The organism is Novosphingobium sp. LASN5T, from assembly GCF_003856955.1.
Classification (GTDB): Bacteria; Pseudomonadota; Alphaproteobacteria; order Sphingomonadales; family Sphingomonadaceae; genus Novosphingobium.
In genome coordinates, this window is sequence record NZ_RQSI01000048.1 from 1 (window position 1) to 26,880 (window position 26,880).

21 protein-coding genes are annotated in these 26,880 nt (G+C 66.8%); 11 read left to right on the plus strand and 10 right to left on the minus strand.

Annotated elements, in window-relative coordinates; genetic code table 11:
* Nucleotides 1-421, minus strand: a 421-nt coding sequence (locus tag EH199_RS20435; RefSeq protein WP_124810986.1) for a biotin/lipoyl-binding protein, incomplete at its 3' end; no start/stop codon positions are given.
* A 76-nt stretch (nucleotides 422-497) separates the two neighbouring features.
* Between EH199_RS20435 and EH199_RS20440 the strand changes: the two genes are divergently transcribed.
* The 3 genes from EH199_RS20440 to EH199_RS20450 are packed head-to-tail and all read left to right on the plus strand — an operon-like array spanning nucleotide 498 to nucleotide 4,076.
* Complete coding sequence (locus EH199_RS20440) at nucleotides 498-2,102, plus strand: DHA2 family efflux MFS transporter permease subunit (protein ID WP_206694928.1); 1,605 nt, start codon at nucleotides 498-500, stop codon at nucleotides 2,100-2,102.
* A gap of 11 nt (nucleotides 2,103-2,113) precedes the next feature.
* Nucleotides 2,114-3,496: an efflux transporter outer membrane subunit gene (locus EH199_RS20445; protein WP_124810987.1), complete on the plus strand. Its 1,383-nt coding sequence runs from the start codon at nucleotides 2,114-2,116 to the stop codon at nucleotides 3,494-3,496.
* On the plus strand, nucleotides 3,489-4,076 hold the full coding sequence (locus EH199_RS20450; RefSeq protein WP_190287374.1) for a TetR/AcrR family transcriptional regulator: 588 nt from the start codon (nucleotides 3,489-3,491) through the stop codon (nucleotides 4,074-4,076). The genes EH199_RS20445 and EH199_RS20450 overlap by 8 nt, the downstream gene beginning before the upstream one ends.
* 14 nt (nucleotides 4,077-4,090) lie before the next feature.
* Here EH199_RS20450 and EH199_RS20455 read toward each other — a convergent pair whose 3' ends face one another.
* On the minus strand, nucleotides 4,091-5,203 hold the full coding sequence (locus tag EH199_RS20455) for a LuxR family transcriptional regulator (protein WP_124810988.1): 1,113 nt from the start codon (nucleotides 5,201-5,203) through the stop codon (nucleotides 4,091-4,093).
* Between the two features lie 80 nt (nucleotides 5,204-5,283).
* Between EH199_RS20455 and cysD the strand changes: the two genes are divergently transcribed.
* The 4 genes from cysD (at nucleotide 5,284) to estDL136 (ending at nucleotide 9,876) form a co-directional block, all read left to right on the plus strand.
* Nucleotides 5,284-6,204 (plus strand): sulfate adenylyltransferase subunit CysD, encoded by a 921-nt coding sequence (gene cysD / locus EH199_RS20460; protein WP_124810989.1) that lies wholly within the window; start codon nucleotides 5,284-5,286, stop codon nucleotides 6,202-6,204.
* The gene (cysN, locus tag EH199_RS20465) at nucleotides 6,204-8,129 is read left to right on the plus strand and encodes a sulfate adenylyltransferase subunit CysN (protein WP_124810990.1); all 1,926 of its coding nucleotides are present in this window, start codon (nucleotides 6,204-6,206) and stop codon (nucleotides 8,127-8,129) included. Before cysD ends, cysN begins: the two co-directional genes overlap by 1 nt.
* The gene (locus EH199_RS20470; protein ID WP_124810991.1) at nucleotides 8,126-8,866 is read left to right on the plus strand and encodes a 3'(2'),5'-bisphosphate nucleotidase CysQ; all 741 of its coding nucleotides are present in this window, start codon (nucleotides 8,126-8,128) and stop codon (nucleotides 8,864-8,866) included. The genes cysN and EH199_RS20470 overlap by 4 nt, the downstream gene beginning before the upstream one ends.
* Before the next feature lie 74 nt (nucleotides 8,867-8,940).
* Nucleotides 8,941-9,876, plus strand: coding sequence for a chloramphenicol hydrolase (gene estDL136 / locus EH199_RS20475; protein ID WP_124810992.1), 936 nt, complete (start codon nucleotides 8,941-8,943; stop codon nucleotides 9,874-9,876).
* An 81-nt stretch (nucleotides 9,877-9,957) separates the two neighbouring features.
* Here the strand turns inward: estDL136 and EH199_RS20480 are convergent, their stop codons facing one another.
* The 6 genes from EH199_RS20480 to EH199_RS20505 form a co-directional block, all read right to left on the minus strand.
* Entirely contained in the window at nucleotides 9,958-12,372 is a 2,415-nt protein-coding gene (locus EH199_RS20480) for a TonB-dependent receptor (RefSeq protein ID WP_124810993.1), read from the minus strand.
* 165 nt (nucleotides 12,373-12,537) lie between these two features.
* On the minus strand, nucleotides 12,538-13,941 hold the full coding sequence (locus EH199_RS20485) for an efflux transporter outer membrane subunit (RefSeq protein WP_124810994.1): 1,404 nt from the start codon (nucleotides 13,939-13,941) through the stop codon (nucleotides 12,538-12,540).
* A complete protein-coding gene (locus tag EH199_RS20490) occupies nucleotides 13,934-15,100 on the minus strand; it encodes an efflux RND transporter periplasmic adaptor subunit (RefSeq protein ID WP_124810995.1) in 1,167 nt (388 codons plus the stop codon). The genes EH199_RS20485 and EH199_RS20490 overlap by 8 nt, the downstream gene beginning before the upstream one ends.
* Nucleotides 15,090-18,317 (minus strand): efflux RND transporter permease subunit, encoded by a 3,228-nt coding sequence (locus EH199_RS20495; protein WP_124810996.1) that lies wholly within the window; start codon nucleotides 18,315-18,317, stop codon nucleotides 15,090-15,092. Before EH199_RS20495 ends, EH199_RS20490 begins: the two co-directional genes overlap by 11 nt.
* 152 nt (nucleotides 18,318-18,469) lie before the next feature.
* Entirely contained in the window at nucleotides 18,470-19,840 is a 1,371-nt protein-coding gene (locus EH199_RS20500; protein ID WP_124810997.1) for a HAMP domain-containing sensor histidine kinase, read from the minus strand.
* Complete coding sequence (locus tag EH199_RS20505) at nucleotides 19,830-20,510, minus strand: response regulator transcription factor (RefSeq protein WP_124810998.1); 681 nt, start codon at nucleotides 20,508-20,510, stop codon at nucleotides 19,830-19,832. The genes EH199_RS20500 and EH199_RS20505 overlap by 11 nt, the downstream gene beginning before the upstream one ends.
* Before the next feature lie 195 nt (nucleotides 20,511-20,705).
* On the opposite strand from EH199_RS20505, the gene EH199_RS20510 reads away from it, so the two are divergent.
* From EH199_RS20510 to EH199_RS20525, 4 genes are all read left to right on the plus strand, one after another.
* Entirely contained in the window at nucleotides 20,706-21,125 is a 420-nt protein-coding gene (locus tag EH199_RS20510) for a group II truncated hemoglobin (protein ID WP_124810999.1), read from the plus strand.
* A gap of 406 nt (nucleotides 21,126-21,531) precedes the next feature.
* Nucleotides 21,532-22,728 (plus strand): AAA family ATPase, encoded by a 1,197-nt coding sequence (locus EH199_RS20515; protein ID WP_124811000.1) that lies wholly within the window; start codon nucleotides 21,532-21,534, stop codon nucleotides 22,726-22,728.
* Between the two features lie 44 nt (nucleotides 22,729-22,772).
* Complete coding sequence (locus EH199_RS20520; protein ID WP_124811001.1) at nucleotides 22,773-23,867, plus strand: ParB/RepB/Spo0J family partition protein; 1,095 nt, start codon at nucleotides 22,773-22,775, stop codon at nucleotides 23,865-23,867.
* Nucleotides 23,868-23,973: 106 nt separating this feature from the next.
* Nucleotides 23,974-25,224 (plus strand): replication initiator protein A, encoded by a 1,251-nt coding sequence (locus EH199_RS20525; protein ID WP_124811002.1) that lies wholly within the window; start codon nucleotides 23,974-23,976, stop codon nucleotides 25,222-25,224.
* Between the two features lie 660 nt (nucleotides 25,225-25,884).
* On the opposite strand, the gene EH199_RS20530 is transcribed toward EH199_RS20525, so the two are convergent.
* Both EH199_RS20530 and EH199_RS20535 read right to left on the minus strand, forming a co-directional pair.
* On the minus strand, nucleotides 25,885-26,160 hold the full coding sequence (locus EH199_RS20530) for a helix-turn-helix domain-containing protein (RefSeq protein WP_190287375.1): 276 nt from the start codon (nucleotides 26,158-26,160) through the stop codon (nucleotides 25,885-25,887).
* Nucleotides 26,161-26,423: 263 nt separating this feature from the next.
* Nucleotides 26,424-26,738, minus strand: coding sequence for a hypothetical protein (locus EH199_RS20535; protein WP_194921892.1), 315 nt, complete (start codon nucleotides 26,736-26,738; stop codon nucleotides 26,424-26,426).
* Nucleotides 26,739-26,880: the final 142 nt, after the last annotated feature.

Below are 26,880 nucleotides of genomic sequence, written 5' to 3' on the forward strand. Positions count from 1 at the left end.
TCGCCGCAGCGCCGGCCTGCGCGCGGGCAAGCGCCTCTTCCGTGCCCTGCCGGACCAGCGCGGCCCGCGCCGCCGCCACGGCCGCCCGCGCATCGGCAAGATCGGCTTCCGCCGTCGCACGGCGCGCGCCATATTCCTCGGGATCGATCCGCAGCAGCGGCGCGCCCGCGCGGACTGCCTGGTTCTCCTCGACCAGCACCGCGCTGACGAAGCCCTTGATGCGGGGCGCCACGCTTGTCGCATCGGCGCCGACATAGGCATCGTCGGTGGACTGGCTGGCCGGCTCGGACAGGATCCAGGCCGCGCCCAGCCCCGCTGCGACAAGCGCCGCCCCTGCCGCGATCACCGCGCGCGGCGCCCTGCGCCGGGGTGCCGGCGCCACCGCGTCATCAACCTGGGATTCCGATGTGCGCTGAAGCATGGAAATGCACTCTTGCTGATATGATGATCGTAATATATATGTTGTTCATCATTCGTCCAGAGGGAAAATTGCCACCATGCCCAGATGGTCTTTCGCGCGCTTCGGCACGGACTGGTCGGACGATCCGACGGCCATGCCCACGGCCCGCAAGTTCCTGATCTTCGGATTGATGGCGTTCGGGCAGTTTCTCGCGCTTTTCGACATCCAGATCGTCTCCGCCTCGCAGCGCGAAGTGGCGGCCGGGCTTGCCGCCGGAGCGGATGAAATCAGCTGGGTGCAGACCGCCTACCTGATGGCCGAGCTGGTGATGATTCCCCTGTCCGGCTTCCTCGCGCGGGCACTGTCGACGCGCTGGCTGTTCGTGGCTTCGTGCACCATGTTCACGATTTCCAGCCTGCTGTGCGGCCTGTCGTGGTCGATCGGATCGATTATCGCCTTCCGCGCCTTGCAGGGCTTCACCGGCGGCGCGATGGTGCCGCTGGTGTTCGCGGTCGGTTTCACGCTGTTCTCGGGCAAGCAGCGCGCGCTGATCCCGGCCATCCTCGGCACCGTCAGCGTCCTGGCGCCGGCGCTTGGCCCTTCGGCGGGCGGATTGATCACCGACGCGCTGGACTGGCGCTGGCTGTTCTTCGTCAACGTCCTTCCCGGCCTCGCCATCGCCACGGCCTGCGCCATGCTGCTGCGGATCGACAAGGCCGACACCAGCCTGTTGCGCCGGATCGACTGGGCGCACTTCGTAGCCATGGCGGTCTTTCTCGCCGGCCTTGAATACGTGCTGGAGGAAGGCCCCCGTCACGACTGGCTGGGCGATGAAACCATCGCGATCGCCGCCTGGCTGTCGCTGGTGGGGCTGGTGCTGTTCGTGGAGCGCGCGCTGTTCTCGCCGATGCCGGTGGTTTCGCTGCGCCCGTTCCGCCGGCCGATCTTCGCCTTCGCCTGCCTGTTCAACCTGGTGATCGGCTTCGGCATGTATGCCTCGATCTCGCTGGTGCCGGTCTATCTGGCGCAAGTGCGCGGGTACGACGCCTTGCAGATCGGCAAGACGATCTTCGTGGTCGGCGTGGCGCAGCTGGGGTCGACGGTCGTCGCCGCGTCGCTGTCGCAGCGCATCGACATGCGCTGGATGATCAGCGTTGGCCTTTCCCTGTTCGCACTGAGCCTGTGGCTGACGTCGGGCATGACCAGCCAGTGGGGCTTTTCGGAACTGCTGGTGCCGCAGATGCTGCGCGGCTTCGCCCTGATGCTGTGCATCGTTCCTTCGGTAAACATGGCGCTTTCGGGCGTGCCGCCGCAGGATCTCGGCGCAGCCTCGGGCCTGTTCAACCTGATGCGCAACCTTGGCGGCGCGATCGGCATCGCGGTGGTCAACAGCTGGCTGCAGGACGATACGCGCATCGCCGCCGCGCGCCTTTCCGAAGCGCTGGGCCATCACGCGCGGCCGGCCAGCGATGTCATGGCCAGCCTGGGGCAGCGGATTTCCACGATGACGCCCGACGGCGCGCGCGCGCAGGACATGGCGCAGGCCGTGATGGCGCGCGTGATCGGGCGCGAGGCGCTGGCGCTGGGGTTCGACGACGTGTTCCGGGTGATGGCCTGGATGTTCATCGCGGCACTGGTGCTGGTGCCGTTCTGCCGGCAGGAGCCGGGCGCGACGCCCCCTCCCGCCGATGCCGCGCATTAAGGAGAAGTCTCATGCGTTTCCGCAATCTGCGGCGAGCCGCGCTCGCCCTGCTCCTGGTGACTACCACGCCGGCGATGGTCCATGCCCAGCCCGCCACCGGTGCCTGGTGGCAGGCGTTCCACGATCCGCAGCTCGACGAAACCGTCCGCCGCGCGCTGTCGGGCAACCTGGACCTCGCCGCGGCCGCCGCGCGCGTCGATCAGGCGCGGGCCATGGCCAAGGGAGCCCGCGCGGCGCTGTTGCCGTCGCTCGACGCCACCGGCGCGGCCGAAGCCGACCGGCAATCGCTCCATTCGCCGATCGGCGCGGCATCGCGGCAACTGGGCTTGCCCCGGAACTACGAACTCTATCAGGCCGGGGTGGAAGCCCGCTGGGAGATCGACCTGTTCGGAGGATTGTCGGCCCGGCGCAAGGCGGCCGCGGCCAATGCGGCGGCCACGCTGGCCGAGATGGACGCCATGCACCTGGCCATCGCTGCGGAGACGGCGGACGCCTATCTCCACTTGCGCGGCTTACAGGAACGGCTCGCGCTGGCGCAGCAGCAGGCGCGGTTGCGCGGGGATCTGGCGGCGCTGGTGCGCCAGCGGGCCAACCAGGGACTGGCCAGCGATTTCGATGCCAACCGCGCCGAAGCGGCCCACGCCGCTACGCTGGCCGCCTTGCCGCCGCTGCGGCAGGCGATCGAAGTCGACATCGACCGGCTGGGCGTGCTGACCGGTGGAAGCGACCGGGCGTGGCTGGAGCGCCTGCGCGAAACGGCCGCCATCCCTGCCCCGCTCGATCCGGCGCTGGATGCCGATCCCGCTACGCTGATGCGTCGCCGCCCCGATCTGGCCGCTGCCGAACGGCGGGTGGACGCCGCCCGCGCCGGCATCCGCGTGGCGCGGGCGGAATACTACCCCCACCTCTCGCTCGGCGGTCTGGTCGGGCTGGTGACGCTCGGCGGCGCCTCGTTCGGATCGGGGGATTCGGTTTCGGCCAGTGGCGGGGCGACGCTGCGTTGGCGCTTGTTCGACTTTGGACGGCTCGATGCGGAACTCGCCGTCGCGCGCGGGCATGAGCGCGAGGTGCTGGCGCTGTGGCGGCAGGCTGCGCAGGTCGCCAGCGCCGAAGTGGCGGACGCGGTCGCCGCGCTGGCCGAAGGCCGGCGGGAACAGGACGAACTGGCCCGGCAAGTCGCCTTGCTCCGCCGTGCGCGCGATCAGGCGCGCGAAGCTTACGCGCAGGGAATCGTCGCCCTGATCGACGTGCTGGATGCCGATCGCAATCTGCTGGAGGCGACCGATCGCCTTGCGCAGAATCGCGAGGCGCTTGCGCGCGCCTCGGTGGCGGCGGTACGGGCAATGGGCGGCGGCTACGGCCCCGGCGAGCAGGAGGCGGATCACCATGGCTGACAAGAGCGCCCACAAGGCCAAAGTGCGCGCCCGGATTCTCGACGAGGCCGCCATCGCACTGCGCAGCGGCGGCACCGAAGGGTTGAGCGTCGCCAATCTGATGAAACGCGCAGGCCTGACGCATGGCGGGTTCTACGCCCATTTCGAGAACCGCGACGATCTGGTTGCCCACGCCGTCGATCGCATGTTCGAAGACAGCCGCGCGATGCTGGAACGCTTCCTGGGCGACCGGCCCGACCTTGGCGGGCTGATCGACCACTACCTGTCGGAAGCGGCCATGCGCCGGCACGATCTTGGCTGTCCCCTGCCCTGGCTGGCGGGTGAGGCCCCGAGAATGCCCGAGCCCGCACGCCTCCGCTTCCAGGCCGGCATTTCCGCCATGCGCGATGCCATCGCCGGCGCGCTGGTCAGAAGCGGCCACCCGAAGCCCGAAGCCGATGCCCTTGCCGCCTCGATAGTCGCCGAAATGGTCGGCGCCATGACTCTCGCCCGCGCACAGGGCGAAGGCGAGGAAGCGGTCGCCACGCTGCAGGCCGCGCGCGCGGCGCTTCACGCACGCGTGGCGTTACGGCCTCACTGAACCGGGCCGCGGACTCAGGTGAAAGGCGCCAGCCCGGTCAGCACCATCCGCACCAGATCGGCCTGCCCGGCGGCCCCGGTCTTGGCATAGATGCGCTTCGAATAGTTCCGCGCGGTCTCGCTGGTCAGGCGCAGGCGGCGGCCAGCCTCCACGATCGTTTCGCCCATGCTGATGGCGTGCGCCAGCGCCGCTTCGCGATCCGACAGGCCATGGACCGCCGCCAGCGTGCGGACCGCTTCGCGCGCGGCTTCGCGGTGTTCGCGGCGCAGCGTGCCGATCACTGCCGGAAAGGCGCAAGGCTCCGCCAGGGCAAGGTCCGACTTGCGCAGCAACACGTCGAGCGCCGAGCGCTCGTCGAGCCGGATCACCCGCGTTCCGCCCGCCGGACCGGCCGCCAGCGCGGCGCAGGCTGCATCGAGCGAGCGCGCGACATCGGGAAGCACCTGCAACCGGCGGCCCGGCGCCGGCCCTGGTTCGGGCGTGAACGCCAGCAGGGCTTCCGCCCAGGGATCGGCGGCCATGACCCGCCCGCCAGCATCGAACGCCAGTTGCCCCACGCCCAGCCGCGCCAGCGCGGCCTGCGCCATCGCCGCCTGGAGCCGCTGCTCGGTCAGCGCGCCCAGCGTACGCAGGGCGGCGGTCAGGTGCGGCGCGATCACCGCCAGCGCGGAGACGGCGGTGGCGCTGAAATCCTCGCGCTCGCGCACCAGCAGCAGCCAGGCATCCGCCGCGCCGCCCGCCGAGACGCGCAACCAGCGGCCATAGCGGATGCCCATGTCGTGCAGCGCCGCGCGCTGTTCGGCGAGCCGGGCGGGATGGTCGTAGTCCAGCATTTCGTCGAGCGCATAGACCCGGCCGGGGCGCAGCGCGCCGTATGGATGCAGCCGCAGCGCGTCGAGCCGACGGAAGTCGATCGGCGGCTCCTGCGCCGCGCGAGGCGCGGCGACATGAAGCACCGTGGGTTCCTGCGCAGGCATGGCATTGGCCAGCGTCACGATCAGGAACGCACGCCGGGCATAGGTGCGCGCCACCAGATTGCGCATGAACGCACCCCATGGCGGGCTTTCGTGAATGCCCTCGATCAAGGGCAGGAAAAGCTCGCGTTGATCGGGCGAAAGAAATGCCATCTGTTTTTGCTCCCATATGGGAGCTTCATGGTCAAGCCGTTACGCCGATGTGACAGGCAGCCACTCCCACGGAGTCATCCATGTCCAGTTCGTTGCCCCGTTCCTCGCTGACCCATCTCGAACGGCTCGAGGCCGAAGCGATCCACATCATGCGCGAAGTCGTGGCCGAGGCCGAACGCCCCGTCATGCTCTATTCGGTGGGCAAGGACTCCGCCGTGATGCTGCATCTGGCGCGCAAGGCGTTCTATCCCTCGCCACCGCCCTTCCCGCTGCTGCATGTCGATACGACGTGGAAATTCCGCGACATGTACGCGCTGCGGGACCGGATGGCTTCGGAAAGCGGCATGGAACTGCTGGTCTATCGCAATCCCGAAGCGCTGGAGCGGGGCATCAACCCGTTCGATCACGGCGCGCTCCACACCGACATGTGGAAGACCGAGGGGCTGAAGCAGGCGCTCGACAAGTGGGGCTTCGACGCGGCCTTCGGCGGCGCGCGGCGCGACGAGGAGAAGAGCCGCGCCAAGGAGCGCATCTTCTCGTTCCGCACCGCCAGCCACGGCTGGGACCCCAAGAACCAGCGCCCCGAACTGTGGAGCACCTACAACGCCCGCAAGAACAAGGGCGAATCGATCCGCGTCTTCCCGATCAGCAACTGGACCGAGCTGGACATCTGGCAGTACATCCACTTGAACGACGTGCCGATCGTGCCGCTCTATTTTGCGGCCGAGCGCCCCACCGTGGAGCGCGACGGCATGCTGTTGATGGTCGATGACGATCGCTTCCCGCTGCGCCCCGGCGAGGAACCGGTGATGCGCTCGATCCGCTTCCGCACGCTGGGCTGCTATCCGCTGACCGGCGCGGTCGAAAGCAGTGCCGCCACGCTGCCGCAGGTGATCCAGGAAACGCTGCTGACCACCACCAGCGAGCGCCAGGGCCGCGCCATCGACAAGGATGCGGGCGGCGCGGGCATGGAAGTGAAGAAGCAGCAGGGGTACTTCTGATGTCCGAAGCAGACGTCATCTACAAGACCGATGCCCTCATCGCCGAGGACATCGACGCTTATCTCGAAACGCATCGCAACAAGACGATGCTGCGCTTCATCACCTGCGGTTCGGTGGATGACGGCAAGTCCACGCTGATCGGCCGGCTGCTGTATGATTCGAAGATGATCTTCGAGGACCAGCTCGCCGCGCTGGAAGCCGACAGCAAGCGCGTGGGCACGCAGGGGCAGGAGATCGACTTCGCGCTGCTGGTCGATGGCCTTGCCGCCGAACGCGAACAGGGCATCACGATCGACGTCGCCTATCGCTTCTTCGCCACCGAAAAGCGCAAGTTCATCGTTGCCGACACACCCGGCCACGAACAGTACACGCGCAACATGGTGACCGGCGCCTCCACCGCCGATCTCGCCGTGATCCTGATCGACGCGCGCAAGGGCATGCTGACGCAGACGCGGCGGCACTCGTATCTCGCGCACCTGATCGGCATCCGCCACATCGTGCTGGCGGTGAACAAGATGGACCTTGTCGATTACGACCACGCCGTGTTCGACGGCATCGTCAAGGACTACACCGCCTTCGCGCGCTCGATCGGCATCGAAACCTTCGTGCCGATCCCGATTTCCGGCTTCAAGGGCGACAACATCACCGCGCTTTCGGCGAACACTCCCTGGTACCATGGGCCGGCGCTGATGGAACACCTGGAGACGGTGGAAGTCGACGCTACCATCGACCAGACCAAGCCGTTCCGTCTGCCGGTGCAGTGGGTCAACCGCCCCAACCTCGATTTCCGGGGCTTCTCGGGCCAGATCGCGACCGGTTCGGTGAAGCCGGGCGACGCGGTGCGCGTGCTGCCTTCGGGCAAGACCAGCACCGTCACACGCATCGTCACGCTCGATGGCGATCTGGAGGAAGCGGTCGCCGGCCAGTCGATCACGCTGTGCTTCGCCGACGAAATCGACTGTTCGCGGGGCGACGTCATCGCCGCCGCCGACAATCCGCCGCAGGCCGCCGACCAGTTCGAGGCGACGTTCGTGTGGATGGCCGACGAGGCCCTGATCCCCGGCCGCGCCTACTGGCTCAAGCTGGGCACGCAGACGGTTTCGGCAACGGTGCAGCAGCCCAAGTACACCGTCAACGTCAACACCATGGAGCAGCTGGCCGCCAAGACGCTGGACCTCAACGCCATCGGCGTGGCCGAACTGACGACCGACCGCGCAGTGGTGTTCGAACCCTATGCCGAAAGCCGCGCGCTGGGCGGGTTCATCCTGATCGACAAGATCACCAATGCCACGGTGGCGGCGGGGATGCTGAACTTCAGCCTGCGGCGCGCGCAGAACGTCCACTGGCAAGCGCTCGACGTGACCCGCAAGGCGCATGCCGCGCTCAAGCACCAGACGCCCGCGGTGCTGTGGTTCACCGGGCTGTCCGGCTCGGGCAAGTCCACGATCGCCAACCTCGTGGAAAAGAAGCTCCACGCATCGGGCAAGCACACGTTCCTGCTCGATGGCGACAACGTGCGCCACGGGCTGAACAAGGATCTCGGCTTTACCGAGGCGGACCGCATCGAGAATATCCGCCGCGTGGGCGAAGTGGCCAAGCTGATGACCGACGCCGGCCTGATCGTGCTGACCGCCTTTATCAGCCCGTTCCGCGCCGAACGCGAGATGGTGCGCGCGATGCTGCCCGAAGGCGAATTCATCGAAGTGTTCGTCGACACCCCGCTGGAGGAAGCCGAGCGGCGCGACGTGAAAGGCCTCTACAAGAAGGCGCGGTCCGGCCAGCTCAAGAACTTCACCGGCATCGACAGCCCCTATGAAGCCCCCGAGCGGCCGGAAATCCGCATCGACACCACGCGCGAAACACCCGAAGATGCCGCCGAACGCATTGTCGAGCGCGTGATCGGCAGCTGGAGCCCCGTGATATGAACGACGCCGAACTGGCCGCCCACCTCGCCGAAGTGGCGGGCAAGCTGCTGATCACGGTGCGCGAAAGCGGGATGCTGAGCCTCAAGGCGCTGGGCAAGGCGGGCGATGCCACCGCCAACCAGTTCCTCTGCCACGCGCTGCGCGAACAGCGCCCGGACGATGCGCTGCTGTCCGAAGAGGAGAAGGACAGCCCCGAACGGCTCGCCGCCGCGCGCGTGTGGATCGTCGATCCCGTCGACGGCACGCGCGAATATGGCGAGGCGCGGACCGACTGGGCGGTCCATGTCGGGCTGGCGGTGAACGGCGCACCGGTGCTGGGCGCGGTGGCGCTGCCCGGCGCCGGGGTGATACTGCGCTCCGACCGGCCGATCCCCCTTCCCCCCGCGCCCGCGCGGCTGCGCATGGTCGTCAGCCGCACGCGCCCCGCGCCAGAGGCGACCGCCGTAGCCGCACGGCTCGGCGCGGACCTGGTGCCGATGGGTTCGGCCGGAGCGAAGGCCATGGCCGTGATCCGGGGGCAGGCGGATATCTACCTGCATTCGGGCGGGCAGTACGAATGGGATTCCTGCGCGCCGGTCGCCGTCGCGCTGGCCCATGGCCTCCATGCCAGCCGCATCGACGGCAGCCCGCTCGTGTACAACCAGCGCGATACCTACATGCCCGACCTGCTCATCTGCCGGAAGGAACACGCGCAACACGTGCTCGATCTGGTGCGCGACGTGCGCGTGGAGGCATGATCACGCGCTAGCCTGGACACGGCACCGCGGCGCGATCCGACAGAAATGAAGATGCGGAAGGGGAGAGTGGTTTCATGGCGTTGAATGCACAAGTCGAAGCCCTGCTCGCGATGTTCGCGCAGATGCCGCCCGTCGATTTCGCCGCGATCTCCGCACGGGCACTGCGCGAAATCAACGACCAGCGACCGATGCAGATGGGGCCGCCGCCCGCCGTGGCGATCGTCGAGGACCTGGCGCTGGACCTTGCCGGGCGGACGATCCCGGCGCGGCTCTACGTTCCCGAAGGTTCGGGCGAGAACCCGCCCCTGGTGATCTACTACCATGGCGGCGGCTGGGTGATCGGCACGCTCGATACGCACGACGGAACCTGCCGCGCGCTCGCGCGGGCCAGCGGCGCGGCGGTGCTTTCCATCGGCTACCGGCTGGCGCCCGAGCACCCCTTCCCGGCCCCGTTCGACGATTGCTACGACGCGGTCGTCTGGGCGCGGGACCATGCCACCGATCTGGGAGTGGACGGCACCCGGATCGCCGTGGCGGGGGACAGCGCCGGTGGCAACCTGGCGGCGGCGGTGGCGATCCGCGCGCGCGACGAAGGCGGACCGGCGCTGCGCCACCAGTTGCTGATCTATCCCGTCACCGATGCCGATTTCTCGCTGCCATCCTATGCCGCCAACGGCGGCGGGCAGTATTTCCTCTCCACCGCCGCCATGCGCTGGTTCTGGGACCAGTATGTCGGAACCGAGGCTGACGGGCATATCCACGGCGCAACCGTGCTGCGCACCGAAAACCTTTCCGGGCTGCCGTCCGCCACGGTCATCACCGCGCAATACGATCCGCTGCGCGACGAAGGCGTCGCCTATGCGGAACGGCTGGCGTCCGCCGGCGTGCCGGTGGAGGCGGAGGAAGCGCCGGGCATGATTCACGGCTTCTTCTCGATGTTCGCGTTCGTGCCGGATGCCGTGGCCTATATCAATCGCGCCGGCGCGCGCCTGAAGGCGGCGCTGGCCTGATCGAAGAAAAGGGGTGGATGGCCATGCCACCCACCCCAGTTTTGCGCAGGGTGAGGATCCTGCGCGCCCTTCGATAGCTCGTCAGAAGTTGATAGAGGCTTCGAGGCCGAACGTGCGCGGCGGGTTGAAGTTGCCGTAATCGCCCAGCACCGCATCGTTCGCGCCCGAGCGGCGATAGATATGCGTTTCGTTGAACAGGTTGCGCGCCCAGGCGGCGACCGTCAGCTTCTGGCCGTTGCCGTTCATCGGAATGTCCGCCAGCGCGAGTCGGCCGTTGACGATGAAGCTGTCGTCCGTCTTCACGTTCTCGGACTGGAAGCTGTACATGCTGCTCGCGTAGTTGGCATCGATGTGGAAGCGCAGAGCGGTGCCCGCGGCATTGAGCGGCACTTCGTAATCCGCGTAGGCCGAAGCCGCGTTGCGGGGCGTGTACACCACGAAGACCTGCGTCAACTGCCCGAACGTCGGCCCCGGGTTCGGGTTCGCCGTGGCGGGGATGTTTGTGTAGGTATAGGCATAGGACGCGCCCAGCGTCATGTTCTCGACCGGACGCACCGTCAGGTCCGCTTCCACGCCGCGGATCTTGGAGGTGCCCGGCGCATTGGCGGTGTTTTCGGTGTGCAGGTTGTAGGTCGGGTTGGGTGAACCATCGGCCAGGAACTGCAAGGTATCGACGTTGTCGAAATCGATCTGCGTGCCGGTGCGATCCATGATGTAGCCGGCAAGGTTCAGGCGCACCTTGTGATCCAGGAAGTCCATCTTCGCGCCGAGTTCGTAGGCCTTGACCTTTTCCGGCCCGAACGCGCCGAACGTGCTCGACCGGTCGTTGGCGCCGCCGGCGCGGTAGCCGGTGGAATACTTGGCATAGACGTTCACGCCGGAGGACAGGTCATAGGCCAGCGTGACCATCGGATCGAACCGGTCCTTGTCGAACCGGAACGTCCACGGCGTGGCGACGCCCGAAACCGTGGTCAGCGCGCCATTGCGCTTGTCCTTGGTATAGCGGCCGCCGACGGTGATGTGCAGCGGATCGATCGGCGACCAGGTGACCTGCGCGAAGGCGGCATAGCTGCGGGCCGTGGCATGGCTGTCGCGCTGGATGAAGCGCGAGCCATAGGCCCAGCCGTTGTTCGACGAGGTGATCGCGCCGTTCACGATCTCGCTGTTGATGATGTAGCCGGTGCCGTCCGCGTTCCAGGTGTTCGACGAAGGCGTCGCCGCCGATTCCTGGGCGTTTTCGGTGAAATAGTAGAGGCCGACCACATAGTCGAAGCGCGCCACGCTGCCCACCGCCTGCAGTTCCTGGCTGAACTGGCGCTGGTGCAGGTCGGAAAGGCTGTAGCGGCTGAACGTGGCGTTCGGCAGGAACACCGTGCGGTGCGCGCCGCCGGAATTGTCCCACTGGTTGGTGGTCACGCCGCGCCATGCGGTGATCGAGCGCAGTTCGAGGCCCGGGCTGACCTTGTACTTGAGCACGGCGGAGAACCCGTCGGTCTTGTCCACGCTCGGCTGCTGCGGCACGCCGATGTCCGCAACCGACATGCGCTGGTTGCCGCTCACCACCACCAGCGGCGAAAGCGGCGCGATAAAGCCCTTGGGCAGCTTGCCGCCGTTGGCCTGGATCTGCGCCAGCGTGGCAACCGGCAGGCCATTGGGGTTGTAGTTGATCAACTGGCTGTAGAACGGCGTGTTCTCATCGCGCGACTGATCATAGGAAAACTCGGCCGAAAAGCCGTCGAACGGCTTCCACAGGGCCGTGGCACGGCCACCGACGCGCTGATACTGGTTCCAGCCCGCCTGCCCCGCCAGCGGGTTCTTCACGGTCGGGTCCTGATGCTGGACCACGCCGTCCAGCTTGAAGGCGATGTTGTGGAATTCGGGCAGATTCACGTGCAGTTCGCCGTTGTAGCTGCCGTAATTGCCCACGCCCGCCAGCACCCGGCCGCCGAACTCGCCGGTGGGCTGCGCGGTAACGATGCTGACCGCGCCGCCTTCGGTGTTGCGGCCGAACAGCGTGCCCTGCGGTCCGCGCAGGACTTCCACGCGCTGCACATCGAACAGCGCAGCGTTCAGCCCCTGCTGGCGACCCAGATAGACGCCGTCGAGATAGACGCCCACGCCCTGGTCGCGCGCGGTCTGGTTGGCGTCGAACGGCACGATGCCGCGAATGCCGACCGTCAGCGCCGACTGGCGCGCTTCGAACGTGGCCACGCGCAGCGACGGGATGGCGCCATCGGCCAGATCGATCAGGCTTTGCACGTGGCGATCGCGGATGACCGTGGGAGTTACCACGGAAATGGCGATCGGGGTCTTCTGCAGATTGGTCTCGCGCTTGGTCGCGGTGACGACGATCTGCTCCAGCCCGCGGCCGGATTCGGGGCTTTCCGCCTCGGCGGCGGCGGCGGGTGTCGCATCGTCAGCGGCGTGCGCCATGGCGGGCGCGAACGCGAGCGGAAGCGCCAGCGGCAGGGCCGCCAGCGACGTATGGAACTTCATTTCCGAATTCCTCCCTGGGGTGATGGACGGGCTGCGACGATCGCTTGCGCCCAAGTCCTTCGACACCGCGGGAGCTAACTTTAGTAATTTGCATTCACGTTACAGAAACAGTGTGGAAAATTAACTTTAGGTAATCTTCGGCAGATTCCTGCGCGACCGCCACGATCAGGCCCAGCCGCCACCCACGGCCTTGAACAACCCGACGGTCGCTTGCTGCCGGCGCGTGTCGATCTCGATCGCCTGCCGCTGCGTCCGCAGCGCGGTGGTTTGCGCCATCACCACGTCCAGGTAGCTCACCGCGCCCTTCTCGTACCGCCGCGTTGCCAGCTGCTCCACCTGCGCCGCCTGTTGCGCCGCGCGCTCTTCGGCGGCCGCTTCGTCTCCCAGGTGATGCAGACGCGACAGTCCGTCCTCGACATCCTGCATCGCGCCCAGCACGCGCAGGCGATAGTCCGCCGTGGCCTGCTCCCACCCGGCCCTCGCTTCGGCAACGCGCGCCCGGTTGCGACCGCCATCGAACAGCGTCAGCAGGACGTTGGGACCGACCGACCAGAACAGGTTGGGCGCGCTGGCCAGGCCCGCCAGCGCGGTGTTCTGGACACCCCCCTGCCCGCCCAGCAAAAGCGAAGGGAAGAAGGCCGCTTTGGCAACGCCGATCCGGCGGTTGGCGGCGAACATCCGGCGTTCGGCCGCCGCCACGTCTGGCCGGCGCTGCAGCAACGTCGATGGCAGGCTGACCGGCACCTCCGGCATGGGCAACGGCGCGGAGGAAGCGGCGATCGAGAAGCCCGATGGCGTGGTTCCGATGAGCGCGGCAATCGCATGTTCGGTTAGCGCACGGGCGTTGCGCAGATCGGCCAATTGGCCCTGCGCCTCGGCAAGCTGCGTGGCCGATTGCCCGGTTTCCATGCCGTTTGCGATACCGCCCGCGAACCGCCGGCGCGTCATGGCATCGGCGCGGGAATAGGCATCGACCGTCCTTTGCAGCAGATCGATCTCGCGATCGTAGCCGCGCAGGGCGATGTAATCCGTCGCAAGCTGCGCTTGCAGCGAAACCCGCACGGCCGCCAGATCGTCGGCACTGGCCTCCGCATCGGCACGACCGGCCGCGACGCTGTTGCGTACCCGCCCCCAGAGATCGGCCTCGTAGCTCACCTGCGCGCCCAGCGTATCGGCAGCATAAAGGTCTGGCTGCTTCTGTCCGCGCAGCGGGCGATTGTCCGACTGGCGGTTCTGCGTAACCGTCGCCTGCGCCCCGATCTGCGGGAACAGGCCCGCGCGCACTTCGGCGAGATAGGCCCGCGCCAGATCATAGCGGCCGACCGCCACCGCCAGCGATGGATTATCGGTGGCGAGCCGGGTTTCCAGCGCATCTAGCGTGCCATCGCCGAACGCGGTCCACCAGGTTTGCGACGGCGCCGCATCGCCGGGCGCGGCCGGCGTCCATGAGCCGGCCTCCGCATACGTCGCCGGCACCGACACGGCGGGCGGCTGGTAGGGCGGCGCCATCGAGCAACCCGCCAGCGCGGTAAGCCCCAGCAGCGCGGCCAGCGCGCGACGGTCAGCCATGGCGGCTCTCGTCGACATGGACCGCTTCGCCCGTGGCGATCGAATCCGGCGGGTTGTCGACGATGCGCATGCCCGGAGAAAGGCCGGCAAGGACCTCGACCGTGCTGCCGAGATCGCGCCCCAGCGTGACGCGAACAAGGCGGACTTTCGAATCCGCCCCCACGGTCGCGACCTGGGTGCCGGCGGCGCGGAACACCAGCGCGCTGGAAGGAATTGCCACGGCTCCCGTGCTGCCCGGCAGATCGAACGAAACCTGCGCATAGCCCCCCGCGCGCAGCACCTGCCCCGGATTGTCGGCAACAAGCTGGACCTGCAGGGTCCCGGTCTGCGGATTAATCGCGTCCGACGTGCCGACAAGGCGCGCGGTGAACTGCCGGCCCGGATAGTCGGGCACGGTCAACCGCGCCTGCAAGCCCGGCTTCATCGCCGCCGCGTAATTCTGCGGCACGCCGACGTAGAGGCGGATGCGGCTGATGTCGGCGATCGTGAACATCGGTTGCTGGCTGGACGCGCCGGGACCAACAAGGTCGCCAATGTCGGCATTGCGGGCGGTGACCACGCCGGCAAACGGGGCGCGGATGGTGGCATAGGCCTTCATCGCCAGAAGCCGGCCGAGATCGGCCTCAGCGCCGCGTACCGTCGCCACCTGCACGGCCAGATTGCCGTTCTTCTCGTCCGCCTCCTGTTGCGACACCGAATGATCGGTCAACAGGTCGTTCCAGCGGGCCGCCGTGCTGCGCGCAAGGCCGGCGCCGGCCCGCGCCCGCGCCAGGGACGCCCGCGCCGCGACGATCTGCTGATCCAGTTCCGGCGTATCGATCCGCCCCAGCGGCGTCCCCAGCCCCACGGCTGAGCCGATGTCGCGATCCCAGGACCGGACGTAGCCCGGCACGCGCGCGAAGATGTGCGCGGTGTTCCACGCCGCCATCGTGCCGGGCAGTTCGAGCTGCCCGTTCGCATCGGCGCCGCGCACGGGGATGAGGTGAACCGTGGGCAGCGAGCGCGCGTCGCTCCACGCTTGCGCGCGGCTGGTGTCGCTGGTGCGGCTGATCATGCCGGCGGCCACCACGGCCAGCGCCAGCGCTCCGGCAACGATCCCGGCGGTTTTCAGCCCCCGTGGGGACGCGGCCGGCGTTTCGGCAAGCCGTTCACTCTGCATGGACAAGGTCTCCCGTGGAAGAATGGGGCGCGGCATCGGGCGCGAGGCGGTCCTTGCGATGCGCGATGGAGAAGACGACCGGCACAAACACCAGCGTGGCGATCGTGGCGCAGATCAGGCCGCCGATGACGGCACGGCCAAGCGGCGCGTTCTGCTCGCCGCCCTCGCCCAGCCCCAGCGCCATCGGCGCCATGCCGATGATCATGGCCAGCGCGGTCATCAGCACCGGACGGAAGCGGGTCGATCCGGCTTCCACCGCGGCGGTCACCGCATCGCCCACGGCGGCAAGGCGTTCCCGGGCGAAGCTCACCACCAGCACCGAATTGGCGGTGGCAACGCCCATGCACATGATCGCTCCGGTAAGCGCCGGCACCGACAGCGGCGTGTGCGTGGCGAACAGCATCCAGGCGATGCCCGCCAGCGCGGCCGGCAGGGCCGAGACGATCACGGTGGGATCGATCCAGCTCTGGAAGTTCACCACGATCAGCAGGTAGATCAGTGCGATCGCGCCCAGCAGGCCAAGGACCAGGCCGACGAACGCGGTGTTCATCGTTTCCACCTGGCCGCGCAACTTCACCGTCGCGCCCTTGGGCAGGTCCGCCTTCGTCGCGTCCAGCACCTTCTGCACATCACCGGCGACGGCCCCCAGATCGCGGCCTTGCGTCGTCGCGTAGACGTCGAACGCCGGCTGAACGGCATAGTGCGAGATCACGGCGGCCGAAGGTTCGCGATGCATCGTGCCGAGCGCGCCCAGAAGCTGCACGTCGCCGGGCCGGCCGCCGCTGACCGGGATGTTCTGGAGATCGGGGATGGTGTCCGTCCGGTACTGCGGCGTCTGGACGACGATGGGATAGGACACGCCGTTGCGGGGGTTGAGCCAGAACGCGGGAGCAACCTGGAAGCTGCCGGCAAGGTTCACGGAAAGGCTTTTCGTCACGTCGTTCTCGGTCACCCCGACGCGGTCGGCGGCGGTGCGATCGACGTCGAACCGCAGTTCCGGATAACTGCTGGCCTGTTGCAGGCGCACGTCGGCGATGCCGCCCACGTGCTGCATCCGCGCCACCAGTTCGCGCGCATAGGCTTCGTTCTCGCGCACGTTCGGACCGGTCACCATGACGTCGATGGGCGCGGGCGAACCGAAGTTCAGGATCTGGCTGATGATGTCGGCCGGCAGGAACGAGAACGTCGATCCCGGGAAGACCCGGGGCAACCGTTCGCGCAAGGCACGGACATAGCCCGCCGTGGGCCGGTGCCCTTCGCCCAGCGTGACGAGGATATCGCCGTCCTGCGGGCCGACGCCGCCGGTGTTGGAATAGGCGCGGTTGATCCCCGACACCGGCAGGCCGATGTTGTCCACCACCGACACCAGTTCGTCCTTCGGCACGGTGCGCCGGATCTCGTCCTCGATATGGTCGAACAGCGCCGCCGTTTCCTCCAGCCGCGTGCCCACGGGCGCGCGGACATGCAGGCTGATTTGCCCGGAATCGACGCTCGGAAAGAAGTTGCGGCCAAGGAACGGCACCAGCGCCAGCGATGCCAGGACCACCGCCATGAAGGCCGGGACGAACACCCTGCGCCGCTCCAGCGCGAACACCAGAACCGACACGTAATAGGCGCGCACTTTCTCGAACCGGTGCTCGAACCCCTGCTGGAAACGCCGCAGCGGATGGCCGCGCGGCGCGCGCCCCGCCAGTGCGTCGTGGCTCGCCATGATCTCCGCCGTGTGCTGCGAGGCGTGGTCGCGCAGCAGGTAGTTGCTCATCGTCGGCACCAGCGTGCGCGACAGGACGAAGCTGGCGATCATGGCGAAAACCACCGCCTTGGCCATCGGCGCGAACAGGAAGCCGGCGACGCCGGGCAGGAAGAACATCGGCACGAAGGCGATGCAGATGCACAGCAGCGACACGAAGGCCGGGCGCACGATCTGCTCCGCGCCGTCCATGATCGCGGCGCGCACGGTCTTGCCCTGCTCCAGATGCCAGTTGATGTTCTCGATGGTGACCGTGGCGTCATCGACAAGGATGCCGACGGCGAGCGCCAGTCCGCCCAGCGTCATGATGTTGAGCGTTTCGCCCGCCGCCGACAACCCGGCGACCGCGGCCAGAATCGCGAGAGGGATGGATGTCGCGATAATGACCGTCGATCGCCAGGAACCGAGGAACAGCAGAATCATCAGCGAGGTAAGGCCCGCCGCGATCACGCCTTCGCGCACCACGCCCGACACGGCCGCCTTCACGAACAGCGACTGGTCCGACAGCAGCTGCACCTTGAGATCGGCGGGAAGCGTCTCCTTGAGTTTGGGCAGCAGCGCCTTGACCTGATCGACGATGGCGATGGTGGAAGCGGAGCCGGACTTGAGGATCGTCATCAGCACGGCGCGGCCACCGTCCACGCGCACCTCGTTGCGCTGCGGCGGCGAACCATCGCGAACATGCGCCACGTCGCGCATATAGACCGTGGTGCCATCGACCGTGCGGATCGGCAGATTGTTGAGCTGATCGACCACTTCCGGGCTGTTGTTCAGCCGGATATTGTATTCGTACTGGCCGATCTTGGCCGTCCCGGCGGGCACGATCTGGTTCTGCGCCGCCAGCGCCAGGCCGACGTCGGTGGCGGAAAGGTGGCGCGCGACCAGCGCCGCCGGGTCGAGATCGATCTGGATCTGGCGTTCGCGCCCGCCATAGGGCGAAGGAATCGCCGCGCCCTGCACCGATGCCAGCGACGGACGGATGAAGTTCTGCCCCAGATCGAAGATCTTCTGTTCGGACAGGCCCTTGGACGACAGCGCCATTTGCAGGATGGGCACCGTGGAGGCGTTGTAGTTCAGGATCAGCGGCGGGGTGATGCCCGGCGGCATCTGCTTGAGCACCGTCTGCGAAACCGACGTGACCTGCGCCGTCGCCGTGCGGATATCCACGCCGGGACGGAAGAAGATCTTCACCACGCCGATCCCGTTCAGCGACTGGCTTTCGATATGGTCGATGTCGTTGACCGTCGTGGAAAGCTGGCGTTCGTAATAATAGACGACCCGGCCCGACATATCCTCCGGCGGCAGGCCGCGATAGGTCCATACCGCCGCGATCACCGGGATGCGGATGTCGGGGAAAATGTCGGTGGGTGTCCGCACCCAGGCGATCGAGCCGGACAGCACGATCAGGATGGCGAGGACGACGAAGGTATAGGGCTTGCTCAAGGCAAGCTTGACCAGTTGCAGCATGGCAGTTCCGCAAATCGCGCTCGCGCAACCAGGGCCGGAAGGGGGGAGGCTGGTTGCGCGAGCGCCAAAGTTTGCCGTGGTCGCCCGTTGCGTGCGCCGCCGGCCGGCGCTTCAATCGCGCCGGCGCGGCCCGAGCGCCAGTGAAATGAATTTCACCTTGCCTGTTGCGCTTCCACAGGCGCGACGATGCGCGCGCGCAGGCCCGGTTCCGCCGGCAGAAGCTCCAGCGCGAAGTGGTGCAGATGCACGATCGCGGCCACCACGCTGAGGCCCAGCCCCGATCCGGGAACAGCCGCGGACGCCACGCCCCGATCATAGCGCCGCAGCACGGCCTGCAACTGGTCCATCGGAATACCCGGACCGTTATCGCACACCTCGATCGCCACGAATCCATCGTCCTTCGCCAGCCGGATGGACACGCACCCACCCTCCGGCGCGAACTTGATCGCATTGTCGACAAGGTTGCTGAAGGCCTCGAAGATCAGCTTCTCGTCGCAGTACAAGCGCACCGGCTCCGCACCGTCCCATCGCAACGCGACATCGCGCTCCTCGGCGAGCGGGCCGTACAGTTCGACCACCGCGTCCAGCAGCCGATCGATGCGGCTCGTCGCGAAACCCTGGCGGCGGCCGGACGCCTCCAGCTCGGAAATGCGCAGCAACGCCGCGAACCGCGCCAGAACGAGATCGAGATCGGCCATGGCCGCCTCGATCCGCACGACATCCGCCGGTGCCATGTCCGGATCGCGGCTGGCGCGATAGAGCTGGTTGCGCACCCGGGTCAGCGGCGTGCGCAGATCGTGCGCGATCGCGTCGGTGACGGATTTCACCTGGTCGACGGTGCGCTCCACCTCCCCGATCATGCGGTTCACGGTTCCGGCAAACAGGTCCAGTTCATCGCCGCGCCCCTCGATCGGCATCCGTGCTGCCAGCCGGCCCGAACCGATCTCCAGCGCCACGCGCTGCAGACGGTCCACGCGTCGGAGCGGCCCAAGGCTGACAGCGAACCCCGCCGCCAGCAGCAAGGGCGCCACGAACAGGCCGCTGAGGACGAGAATTTCCACCATCCGCCCGCGCAGATCGACGATGGGCCGCACATCGCGGCCGACCATGAGCAGCGCTCCGCCCGAGGTTCGCGCGGCAAGGATGCGCAACGGCCCGCGCACGTCCGGCCCGTCATCGCGCTCATAGGGATGCCCGATGACCAAGGGCGGGCTCGCTCCCATGTCTCCCGCCAGCCAGCGTCCGCCCGGAGAGAGCAGGCCGAAGTGGTTGAGACCGCTGACACTTGTCGCCGATGATTTATCGATTTCCCCCGGCAGGTCCGCCTCCGGCAAGGCCGCCAGCCGCGCGATTTCCGTGCGGAGGATGCGATCGCTACGGTCGTTCAGTTCGCGCTCGGTCAGGCTGTAGATGATCAGCAGAAGCAGAAGCACGCCGACGGTCGCGGCCCCGCCCAGTGCCAGCGTCAGCCGGAAGGTGCTGGTCTTGCGAATGTCGCGCAGATGCGGCCAGTCACCCGGCATCGAAGCGGTATCCCTCCCCCTTCACCGTCGCGATCAGCGACGCGTGCCCTGGTCGATCGATCTTCTTGCGCAACCGCGCGATGTGCACGTTGATGAGGTTGGCGCCCGGATCGAAATAATACCCCCACACGCGTTCGAAGATGATCTGCCGCGTGACGATCTCGCCCGCATTGCGCATCAGGAATTCCAGCAGGCGGAACTCCATGTGCAGCAACCGCACCGGATCACCATCGACGCGCACCTCGCGCCGGATCAGGTCCATCTCGACCGGTCCGCCCCGCAGCATGGCGGCAGCCGTTTCCAGTTGCCGGCGCCGACGCAGCAGAACTTCCACCCGCATCGCCATCTCGTCCGGCGCGAAGGGCTTGATCAGATAGTCGTCGCCCCCGGCGCGCAGCCCGTCGATCCGCGCATCGACGTCACCCAGCGCGCTGATCATCAGCACCGGCGTGACGATGCCGGCGGCGCGCAGCCGCGCCACGACGGCTAGGCCATCGAGGCCGGGCAGCATCCGGTCCAGCGTGATCGCATCGAACGGTTCGCGCAGGGCGCGCTCCAGGCCGTTCTGCCCATCCGCCTCGGCGTGGACGGTGTGACCGTGCACGCGCAATTCGTCCGCAATCTCGCGCGCCGTTTCGGCATCATCTTCAATGACGAGAATGGAAGCCATGTGCACCGTCGATCGGGCCGCTGCCCTGAAAGCCCGCACCTCATAGCGAACAGGGCCGGTGCGGCGCACGTTACATCTGCGTCACGTGGTTTGCCGCATTCCGCGCACGGCGCGCGGAGCCAGGCCGCCACGATGCCGCTTGATTTCCTGCGCGGCATCGCGTGAATGCGCGGTCGCACACGGACAGGACACGGCATGACGGACATCCCCGCGCCCGCAAGCGCCACACCCTACGAGACGCTGGGCGGCGAACCGTTCGTGCGCGCGCTTTGCGCCCGTTTCTATTCGCTGATGGATACCCTGCCCGAAGCCGCCGCCTGCCGGAACGTGCATCCGCCGTCGCTGGCCCGGGCGGAAGAAAAACTGTTCGAGTATCTTACGGGCTGGCTGGGCGGCCCGCCGCTCTATACGGACAAGTACGGCCACCCCCGCTTACGCCAGCGCCACTTCGTCGCGGCCATCGGACCGGACGAGATCGAGGGCTGGCTGCTGTGTTTCCATCGCGCATGGAACGAACTGGCGGAACCCTCTCCGGTGGCAGATGCCATCCTCACCAAGATCGACGCCCTGGGTTGGCACATGCGCAACCAGGCGGGTGCCGCGCCAGTGGCCTGATCCATCGTCCGGAATCCGAATCGGCGCGGCGACGCACGGCGCCCGAATCGATTCTCATTTGTCCCGGCGGCTCGATCGGAACGCGCCGATGGCCCGATGACGGGCAATCCCAATAAAAGTATTTGTTTACAAGTGGTTAACAAACTCTCCCGGAAACGGCCCGTAGAGACGAAAAATCCGCCCTCCGGTAGTCGTGTGTAGGGTGCACGCCTTTTTGCGCTCTACGGGGCTCTGAGGGCAAAATCCGGCCAGGAAGGGCCAATGTTCGCCCGAAAGATGCGCGAACGGGGGGCGTATCGGGCCAGAACGCGCTTTCCTGAACCCGTAATGCATCATCCGTTGCTTGTTGAAGCACTTTCATGCATGTATTCTGAACAAAGCTTCATATCCGCGCGCGGGGCAGTCCATGAATGAAATCGTAGCCCAGATCGGCGATCTTGCCGATGCCGGCGAAAAGATGATCGAGCGGCTGCGGCGCAAGGCCTTTCTGCCCGAAAGCCGCAAGGGGCTCAACTTGCGCTTCGGCATTGCCGAGGCAGCGCAACTGCTGGGCTGCTCCACCAACCGCATCCGGATGGCGGAGGACGACGGACGCCTGCCCCCTCCCCCGGCGGGAGAGAACGGCCGGCGCGTGGGCTACACCATCGAAGAGCTGCTCAACATGCGCGAAGTGCTGGGTGCTGCGCCGCATCGCGCCCCGCTCGACGTTCCCGCCGTGATCGCGGTGCAGAACTTCAAGGGCGGCGTGGGGAAGTCCACGGTCACCACTCACCTCGCGCACTACTTCGCCGTCCAGGGTTACCGCGTACTGGTGGTGGACTGCGACAGCCAGGCAACCACCACCACGCTGTTCGGCTTCAACCCGCACTTCAACATCACGCGCGAGGAAACGCTCTACCCGTACCTCTCGATCGATCCGACCCAGGCCGACCTGCTCTATGCCGTGAAGCGCACGCCCTGGCCCAACGTGGACCTGATCCCGTCGAACCTCGAACTGTTCGATGTCGAGTACGAACTGGCCGCAGGCGGCGCCGATGGACAGTCCGTCCTCGCCGCGCGCTTTCGCAAGCTCAAGGCGGGCCTGATGGACCTCGCGCGCGATTACGACGTGGTGATCCTCGATCCGCCGCCGGCGCTGGGCACCATCAGCCTTGCGGTGATGCAGGCGGCCAACGCGCTGCTCGTGCCGCTGGCGGCGACGACGCCGGACTTCTGCTCGACGGTCCAGTTCCTGTCGATGATGGACCAGGTGATCGCGCAACTCGTGTCCGCAGGCATCACCGTCGATTACAATTTCGTCCGCCTGATCTGCTCCAAGTTCGACAGCAACGATCCCAGCCATGCGATGATCCGCACGGTCATGGAACAGACATTCGGGCCGGCCCTCCTCCCCGTTCCGATCCTCGAATCCGCCGAGATCAGCCATGCCGCGATGCGGATGATGACGGTGTACGAACTCGAAAAGCCGATCGGCACGCCAAAGACGCACAAGCGCAGCAAGGCCAATCTCGACGAAGCGCTGGGCCAGATCGAGCAACTGGTCCGGCAAGGCTGGGGCCGCGTGGCCCCGGCGCGCGAGGAGGATGTCCTCAATGCCGCATGATCCCCCTTCCCCCCATGGCCTGACGCCATCCAGCGAGAAAATCCATGGCGCGTAAGCAAAGCGACTATCTCGCCGCGTTGCTCGCGGACGATGAACCGATTGAAAAATCATCGGAAAATGACCTGATCCAAGCGGAATCGCGGACGCCGGCCGCCCCGCCTGCCCCAATCGAGACCCCACGCGCCGAACGGCTGCGCGGAACCACGCTGCTGGGGCGCGAAAGCGCTCTTGCCCGCGTCGCCAGCGGCGAGGTCCGGCAGGTAACGCAACTGTTGCTCAATCCCGAACGAGTGCGGATCTGGCCCGGGAACGCCCGTTCCTATGGTCATCTGACCGAGGAATCCTGCCGCGAACTGATCGATTCGATCGTGGCGGAAGGAGGGCAGAAAGTGCCCGCCGTGGTCAGGCGCGTCGAAGGTGACCCGGAGCACGATTACGAAGTGATCGCCGGCACGCGGCGGCATTGGTCGATCGCCTGGCTGCGTCGTCATTCCTATCCGGACATGATGTTCGTCGCGCAGGTCGCCCAGCTTGACGACGAGGCAGCCTTTCGCCTTGCCGACCTGGAAAACCGGGCGCGCAAAGACGTCTCGGACCTCGAGCGCGCGCGCAACTACGCCCAGGCGCTCAAGGATCATTACGGCAACCACCAGTCCCGCATGGCAGAGCGCCTCAAGCTGTCCAAGGGCTGGCTTTCCAAGATGCTCAAAGTCGCCGCCCTGCCCGACGACGTGGTCGCCGCGTTCGCCTCCCCGGCCGACGTGCAGTTGAAACCGGCGTACCCGCTGGCGCAGGCGCTGGACGATCGCGGAGCCGCGCAAGCCATTCACCGCGAAGCCAAGGCGCTCGCCCGGCTTCAGGACGCCCGGCGCAAGGCGGGCGATGCCACGCTTCCTGCCGCGGAAGTGCTTCAGCGGCTGCTAACGGCTCCGGTCGGCGACAAACGCCCTGCCGGACCGCTTGCCGAATGGGTCAACCCCCGCACGCAGCGCGCGGCGGTTTCGGTCCTGTCGTCCAACCGGCAAGGCGCGACAGTGCGCCTGCACGCGGGTTCGGGATCCAACATAGAAGACCTGCTGAAGGGCATCCGCGATGTGCTGGAAAGACTGGCTGCGGACGGCAAGGGCGTACAGGCTTGAGGCCGTGCGACCGCTTTCTGTCGGCCCGCGGATGGCCCCTGCCCCGTCCTGATAGCAGGAACGCGCGCCGCATTGTCGCTCCGGTTTCCCCGGGGAAACTTTCCCCGTGAGCCGGGTGCGCAAGTCTGGCGAGTCAGACCAGTTCGACCTTTTTCTTCCCTACATCGCCGACCTCCCCTTGCGCGATCAGCGCGAGATGATGGAGCGGCCCTTCTTCAGTCTTGCCAAGTCGAAGCGCCTCAAGCCGATCGACTACACCTCCCCCGACGGGAAGCTGTGGGTGCATGTTTCGGCCAACCCGGACTACGGCATGGCGACGATCTGGGATGCGGACATCCTGATTTATTGCGCCAGCGTGCTTGCCGACATGGCTAGGCGTGGCGTGAACGACGTGCCGCGCAAGCTGCACATCATGCCCTACGACTTGCTGCGCGCGATCGACCGGCCCACCACGGGACGCGCCTACGAGCTGCTGGGCCAGGCGCTCGACCGGCTTGTCGCCACAACGATCAAGACCAACATCCGCGCCGAAAACCGGCGTGAAGCCACGTTCTCGTGGCTGGATGGCTGGACCCAGTTGGTCGACGAGAAGACCGAGCGGTCGCGCGGCATGACCCTGGAGCTATCCAACTGGTTCTGGGAGGGCGTGATGATGAAGGGCGGCGTCCTGTCGATAGACCGCGCCTACTTCAAGCTTACCGGGGGCCGCGAACGGTGGCTCTACAAGGTCGCGCGCAAGCATGCAGGCGGCGCCGGCGATGACGGGTTTGCCATTTCGATGCCGGTGCTGTTCGAGAAAAGCGGTGCCGAAGGCGAATACCGCCGCTTCAAGTTCGAGATCGTCAAGCTGGCGGAAAAGAACGCCCTGCCCGGCTACACGCTGACCATCGAGCCCGGCAAAAATGGCGAGCCGCTGCTGCGTGCCACGCGTACCGATGGCAAGGATGGAGGCAGCCGCGCGGCATCCCATCCGGCAGCCGCGATGGTTTCCCCGGGGAAACATCCCTCCCCTGCTCCGCATGCGCCCTCCCCCCTCCCCAAAGTGGCAACGGCTCCCGCACCGTCAGCGCCAGATCGCCTCGCTCCGACCGAAAACGACGACATGGTGATCGATGCCGGCGCGCTCGTCCGGACTGCCCTTGCCGGTCTGACCAGCGCCTCGACCCGGGGCTTCGTTACCGGCGAAACCGCGGAGTATCTGCGCGAAACTTGCCCCGGCTGGGACCTCTACGCCCTGCATGCGGAGTTTGAACGCTGGGTCGATGCGGCCCCGGAACGTACCCCCGCCAACTGGCAGCGCGCCTTCATCGGCTGGGTCAAACGTCATCACGCCAAGAACCGGAACAGCCTGCGCTGAGTTTCGAGCCGGGCGCAACACCCGCCCGGCTTCTCCTCCAGCCCCACCTCCACGATGGCGCGATAAGGGGGGGAGGGGAGGGGGCCTGTTCGGTTTCTTCAGCGGGCCGACAGTTCTTCCGCCATTCGCGACCCTGCCGCGAAAGAGCCGCCACCAGATCCAGCGCGCCACGACGCCGATTCGGCGCAAGCTCCCTGCTTCCAACGCAGACCAACGCGGCATTGCTCTTGCTAATGCCCGTTCCCGAAGTGTCGGGCGGGCCGAGGCAGGCATCGCATTCCCCCATCCATCCGCATGTCGACCTCGCGGTTTTGAACCTTGATTCGGACTCGTTCGCCGGAATTGATTCAAACCTGCGCGGCAGGGATTGATCGGTACGTGATCTTCGATCTATCAGGAACGGGAGTTCGGCAGCCTTCGATCCATCGGGAACGCAAGCACGATCCTTCGAGAACATAATGTCGTTCCTTCGGGAACGGATTAGCGGCACATCGGGAACGCGCGCATCACGCGACTCGCGCGGAACCAACGAGTCGGAACGCCGCTCCGCGCTTTAACTCTTCTAAAGGCGTTTAACCCTATCTAACGCCGTCGGAAATTTCATACTGAAATAGATCCCGGAGAATGCTTGTCCGGCAAGCGCCACCATAACGACGATCGTCAGGGGAGGGGAGGGGATGCGCCGGCTGTCTGCCTTTCGTCCAGGTGGCGCAGCAACCGCAGCAGACGCGGGCCGGCGACATAACCTCCGCCCGCGCCCCGCGCGAGATAGCCTTCCGCCACCAGAGTTACGACCTGCCGGTGCGCGGTTGCCGGCGGAATGGCGAGATCGCGCGCGATATCCGCAATTGGCCGGCCCACACCGTCTATCAGCACGGCGTCGAGCGTTGCCAATGTCCGCTTGAGCGAACTGATGTGCGGCGTACCAGTTCTCATAATATGAGATCGTATCATCTCGTGCACGAATGCCAAGAGGGAAGGGGGAGGGCAGCCATGTGCGCCAAACGCGCTCATGCCCCTCGGGCGAACCTCAACGGTCTGTCCGTGGCGATTTCCGGGCGCCAGCCATGGCAGGATTCATCAAGGCCGCGCGGATATGCACAGTCGCCGCGTGCGACCCGTTTAACGCGGCCGCAAGCAGGCCTTGGACGGGGGCAGGGCGCGGGTCGACCCTCCGTTGGACCAACCCGCGCTCCGCGTCAGAACGTGGCGATCCGGGCGACCAAGCGGACGGACCGGCCGGGCATGACCACCAGGTCCTTGTTGAAGGCGGTGGCGTAGCGCTGCACATCGTTGGTCAGGTTCTGGCCGACGATCGAGAACTCGACGCCGGGATGCGCCTTGAACGGCCGCGCGGTGAGATGCGCGCTGAGGGCGTTGTAGCCATCGGTCGGGGTGTCGAACGCGCCGTAATCGTTCTGGCGACCATAGTGGATCAGCAGCATCCCCGCGTCGAACCGGGGACTGGTCCAGTCGACCCCGCCGCCGATCCGGTAGGGCGCGATGCGCGGCACGTTGTTGCCGTCATCCTGTTGATTTCTGCTGAGAGTTGACCCGGGAGGGGCGTAAATTTCCACTGAGAAGTGACCCATGTTTTGACCTTCCCCCTGGCTGACAGGTCGGGGGAACGAGGAGTGATCGACATGGACCTTTTGA

Coding starts and splice junctions, on each gene's coding strand:
- EH199_RS20440 (WP_206694928.1), top strand. CDS start 498: ATGCCCAGATGGTCTTTCGCGCGCTTCGGCACGGACTGGTCGGACGAT.
- EH199_RS20445 (WP_124810987.1), top strand. CDS start 2,114: ATGCGTTTCCGCAATCTGCGGCGAGCCGCGCTCGCCCTGCTCCTGGTG.
- EH199_RS20450 (WP_190287374.1), top strand. CDS start 3,489: ATGGCTGACAAGAGCGCCCACAAGGCCAAAGTGCGCGCCCGGATTCTC.
- EH199_RS20455 (WP_124810988.1), bottom strand. CDS start 5,203: ATGGCATTTCTTTCGCCCGATCAACGCGAGCTTTTCCTGCCCTTGATC.
- cysD (WP_124810989.1), top strand. CDS start 5,284: ATGTCCAGTTCGTTGCCCCGTTCCTCGCTGACCCATCTCGAACGGCTC.
- cysN (WP_124810990.1), top strand. CDS start 6,204: ATGTCCGAAGCAGACGTCATCTACAAGACCGATGCCCTCATCGCCGAG.
- EH199_RS20470 (WP_124810991.1), top strand. CDS start 8,126: ATGAACGACGCCGAACTGGCCGCCCACCTCGCCGAAGTGGCGGGCAAG.
- estDL136 (WP_124810992.1), top strand. CDS start 8,941: ATGGCGTTGAATGCACAAGTCGAAGCCCTGCTCGCGATGTTCGCGCAG.
- EH199_RS20480 (WP_124810993.1), bottom strand. CDS start 12,372: ATGAAGTTCCATACGTCGCTGGCGGCCCTGCCGCTGGCGCTTCCGCTC.
- EH199_RS20485 (WP_124810994.1), bottom strand. CDS start 13,941: ATGGCTGACCGTCGCGCGCTGGCCGCGCTGCTGGGGCTTACCGCGCTG.
- EH199_RS20490 (WP_124810995.1), bottom strand. CDS start 15,100: ATGCAGAGTGAACGGCTTGCCGAAACGCCGGCCGCGTCCCCACGGGGG.
- EH199_RS20495 (WP_124810996.1), bottom strand. CDS start 18,317: ATGCTGCAACTGGTCAAGCTTGCCTTGAGCAAGCCCTATACCTTCGTC.
- EH199_RS20500 (WP_124810997.1), bottom strand. CDS start 19,840: ATGCCGGGTGACTGGCCGCATCTGCGCGACATTCGCAAGACCAGCACC.
- EH199_RS20505 (WP_124810998.1), bottom strand. CDS start 20,510: ATGGCTTCCATTCTCGTCATTGAAGATGATGCCGAAACGGCGCGCGAG.
- EH199_RS20510 (WP_124810999.1), top strand. CDS start 20,706: ATGACGGACATCCCCGCGCCCGCAAGCGCCACACCCTACGAGACGCTG.
- EH199_RS20515 (WP_124811000.1), top strand. CDS start 21,532: ATGAATGAAATCGTAGCCCAGATCGGCGATCTTGCCGATGCCGGCGAA.
- EH199_RS20520 (WP_124811001.1), top strand. CDS start 22,773: ATGGCGCGTAAGCAAAGCGACTATCTCGCCGCGTTGCTCGCGGACGAT.
- EH199_RS20530 (WP_190287375.1), bottom strand. CDS start 26,160: ATGAGAACTGGTACGCCGCACATCAGTTCGCTCAAGCGGACATTGGCA.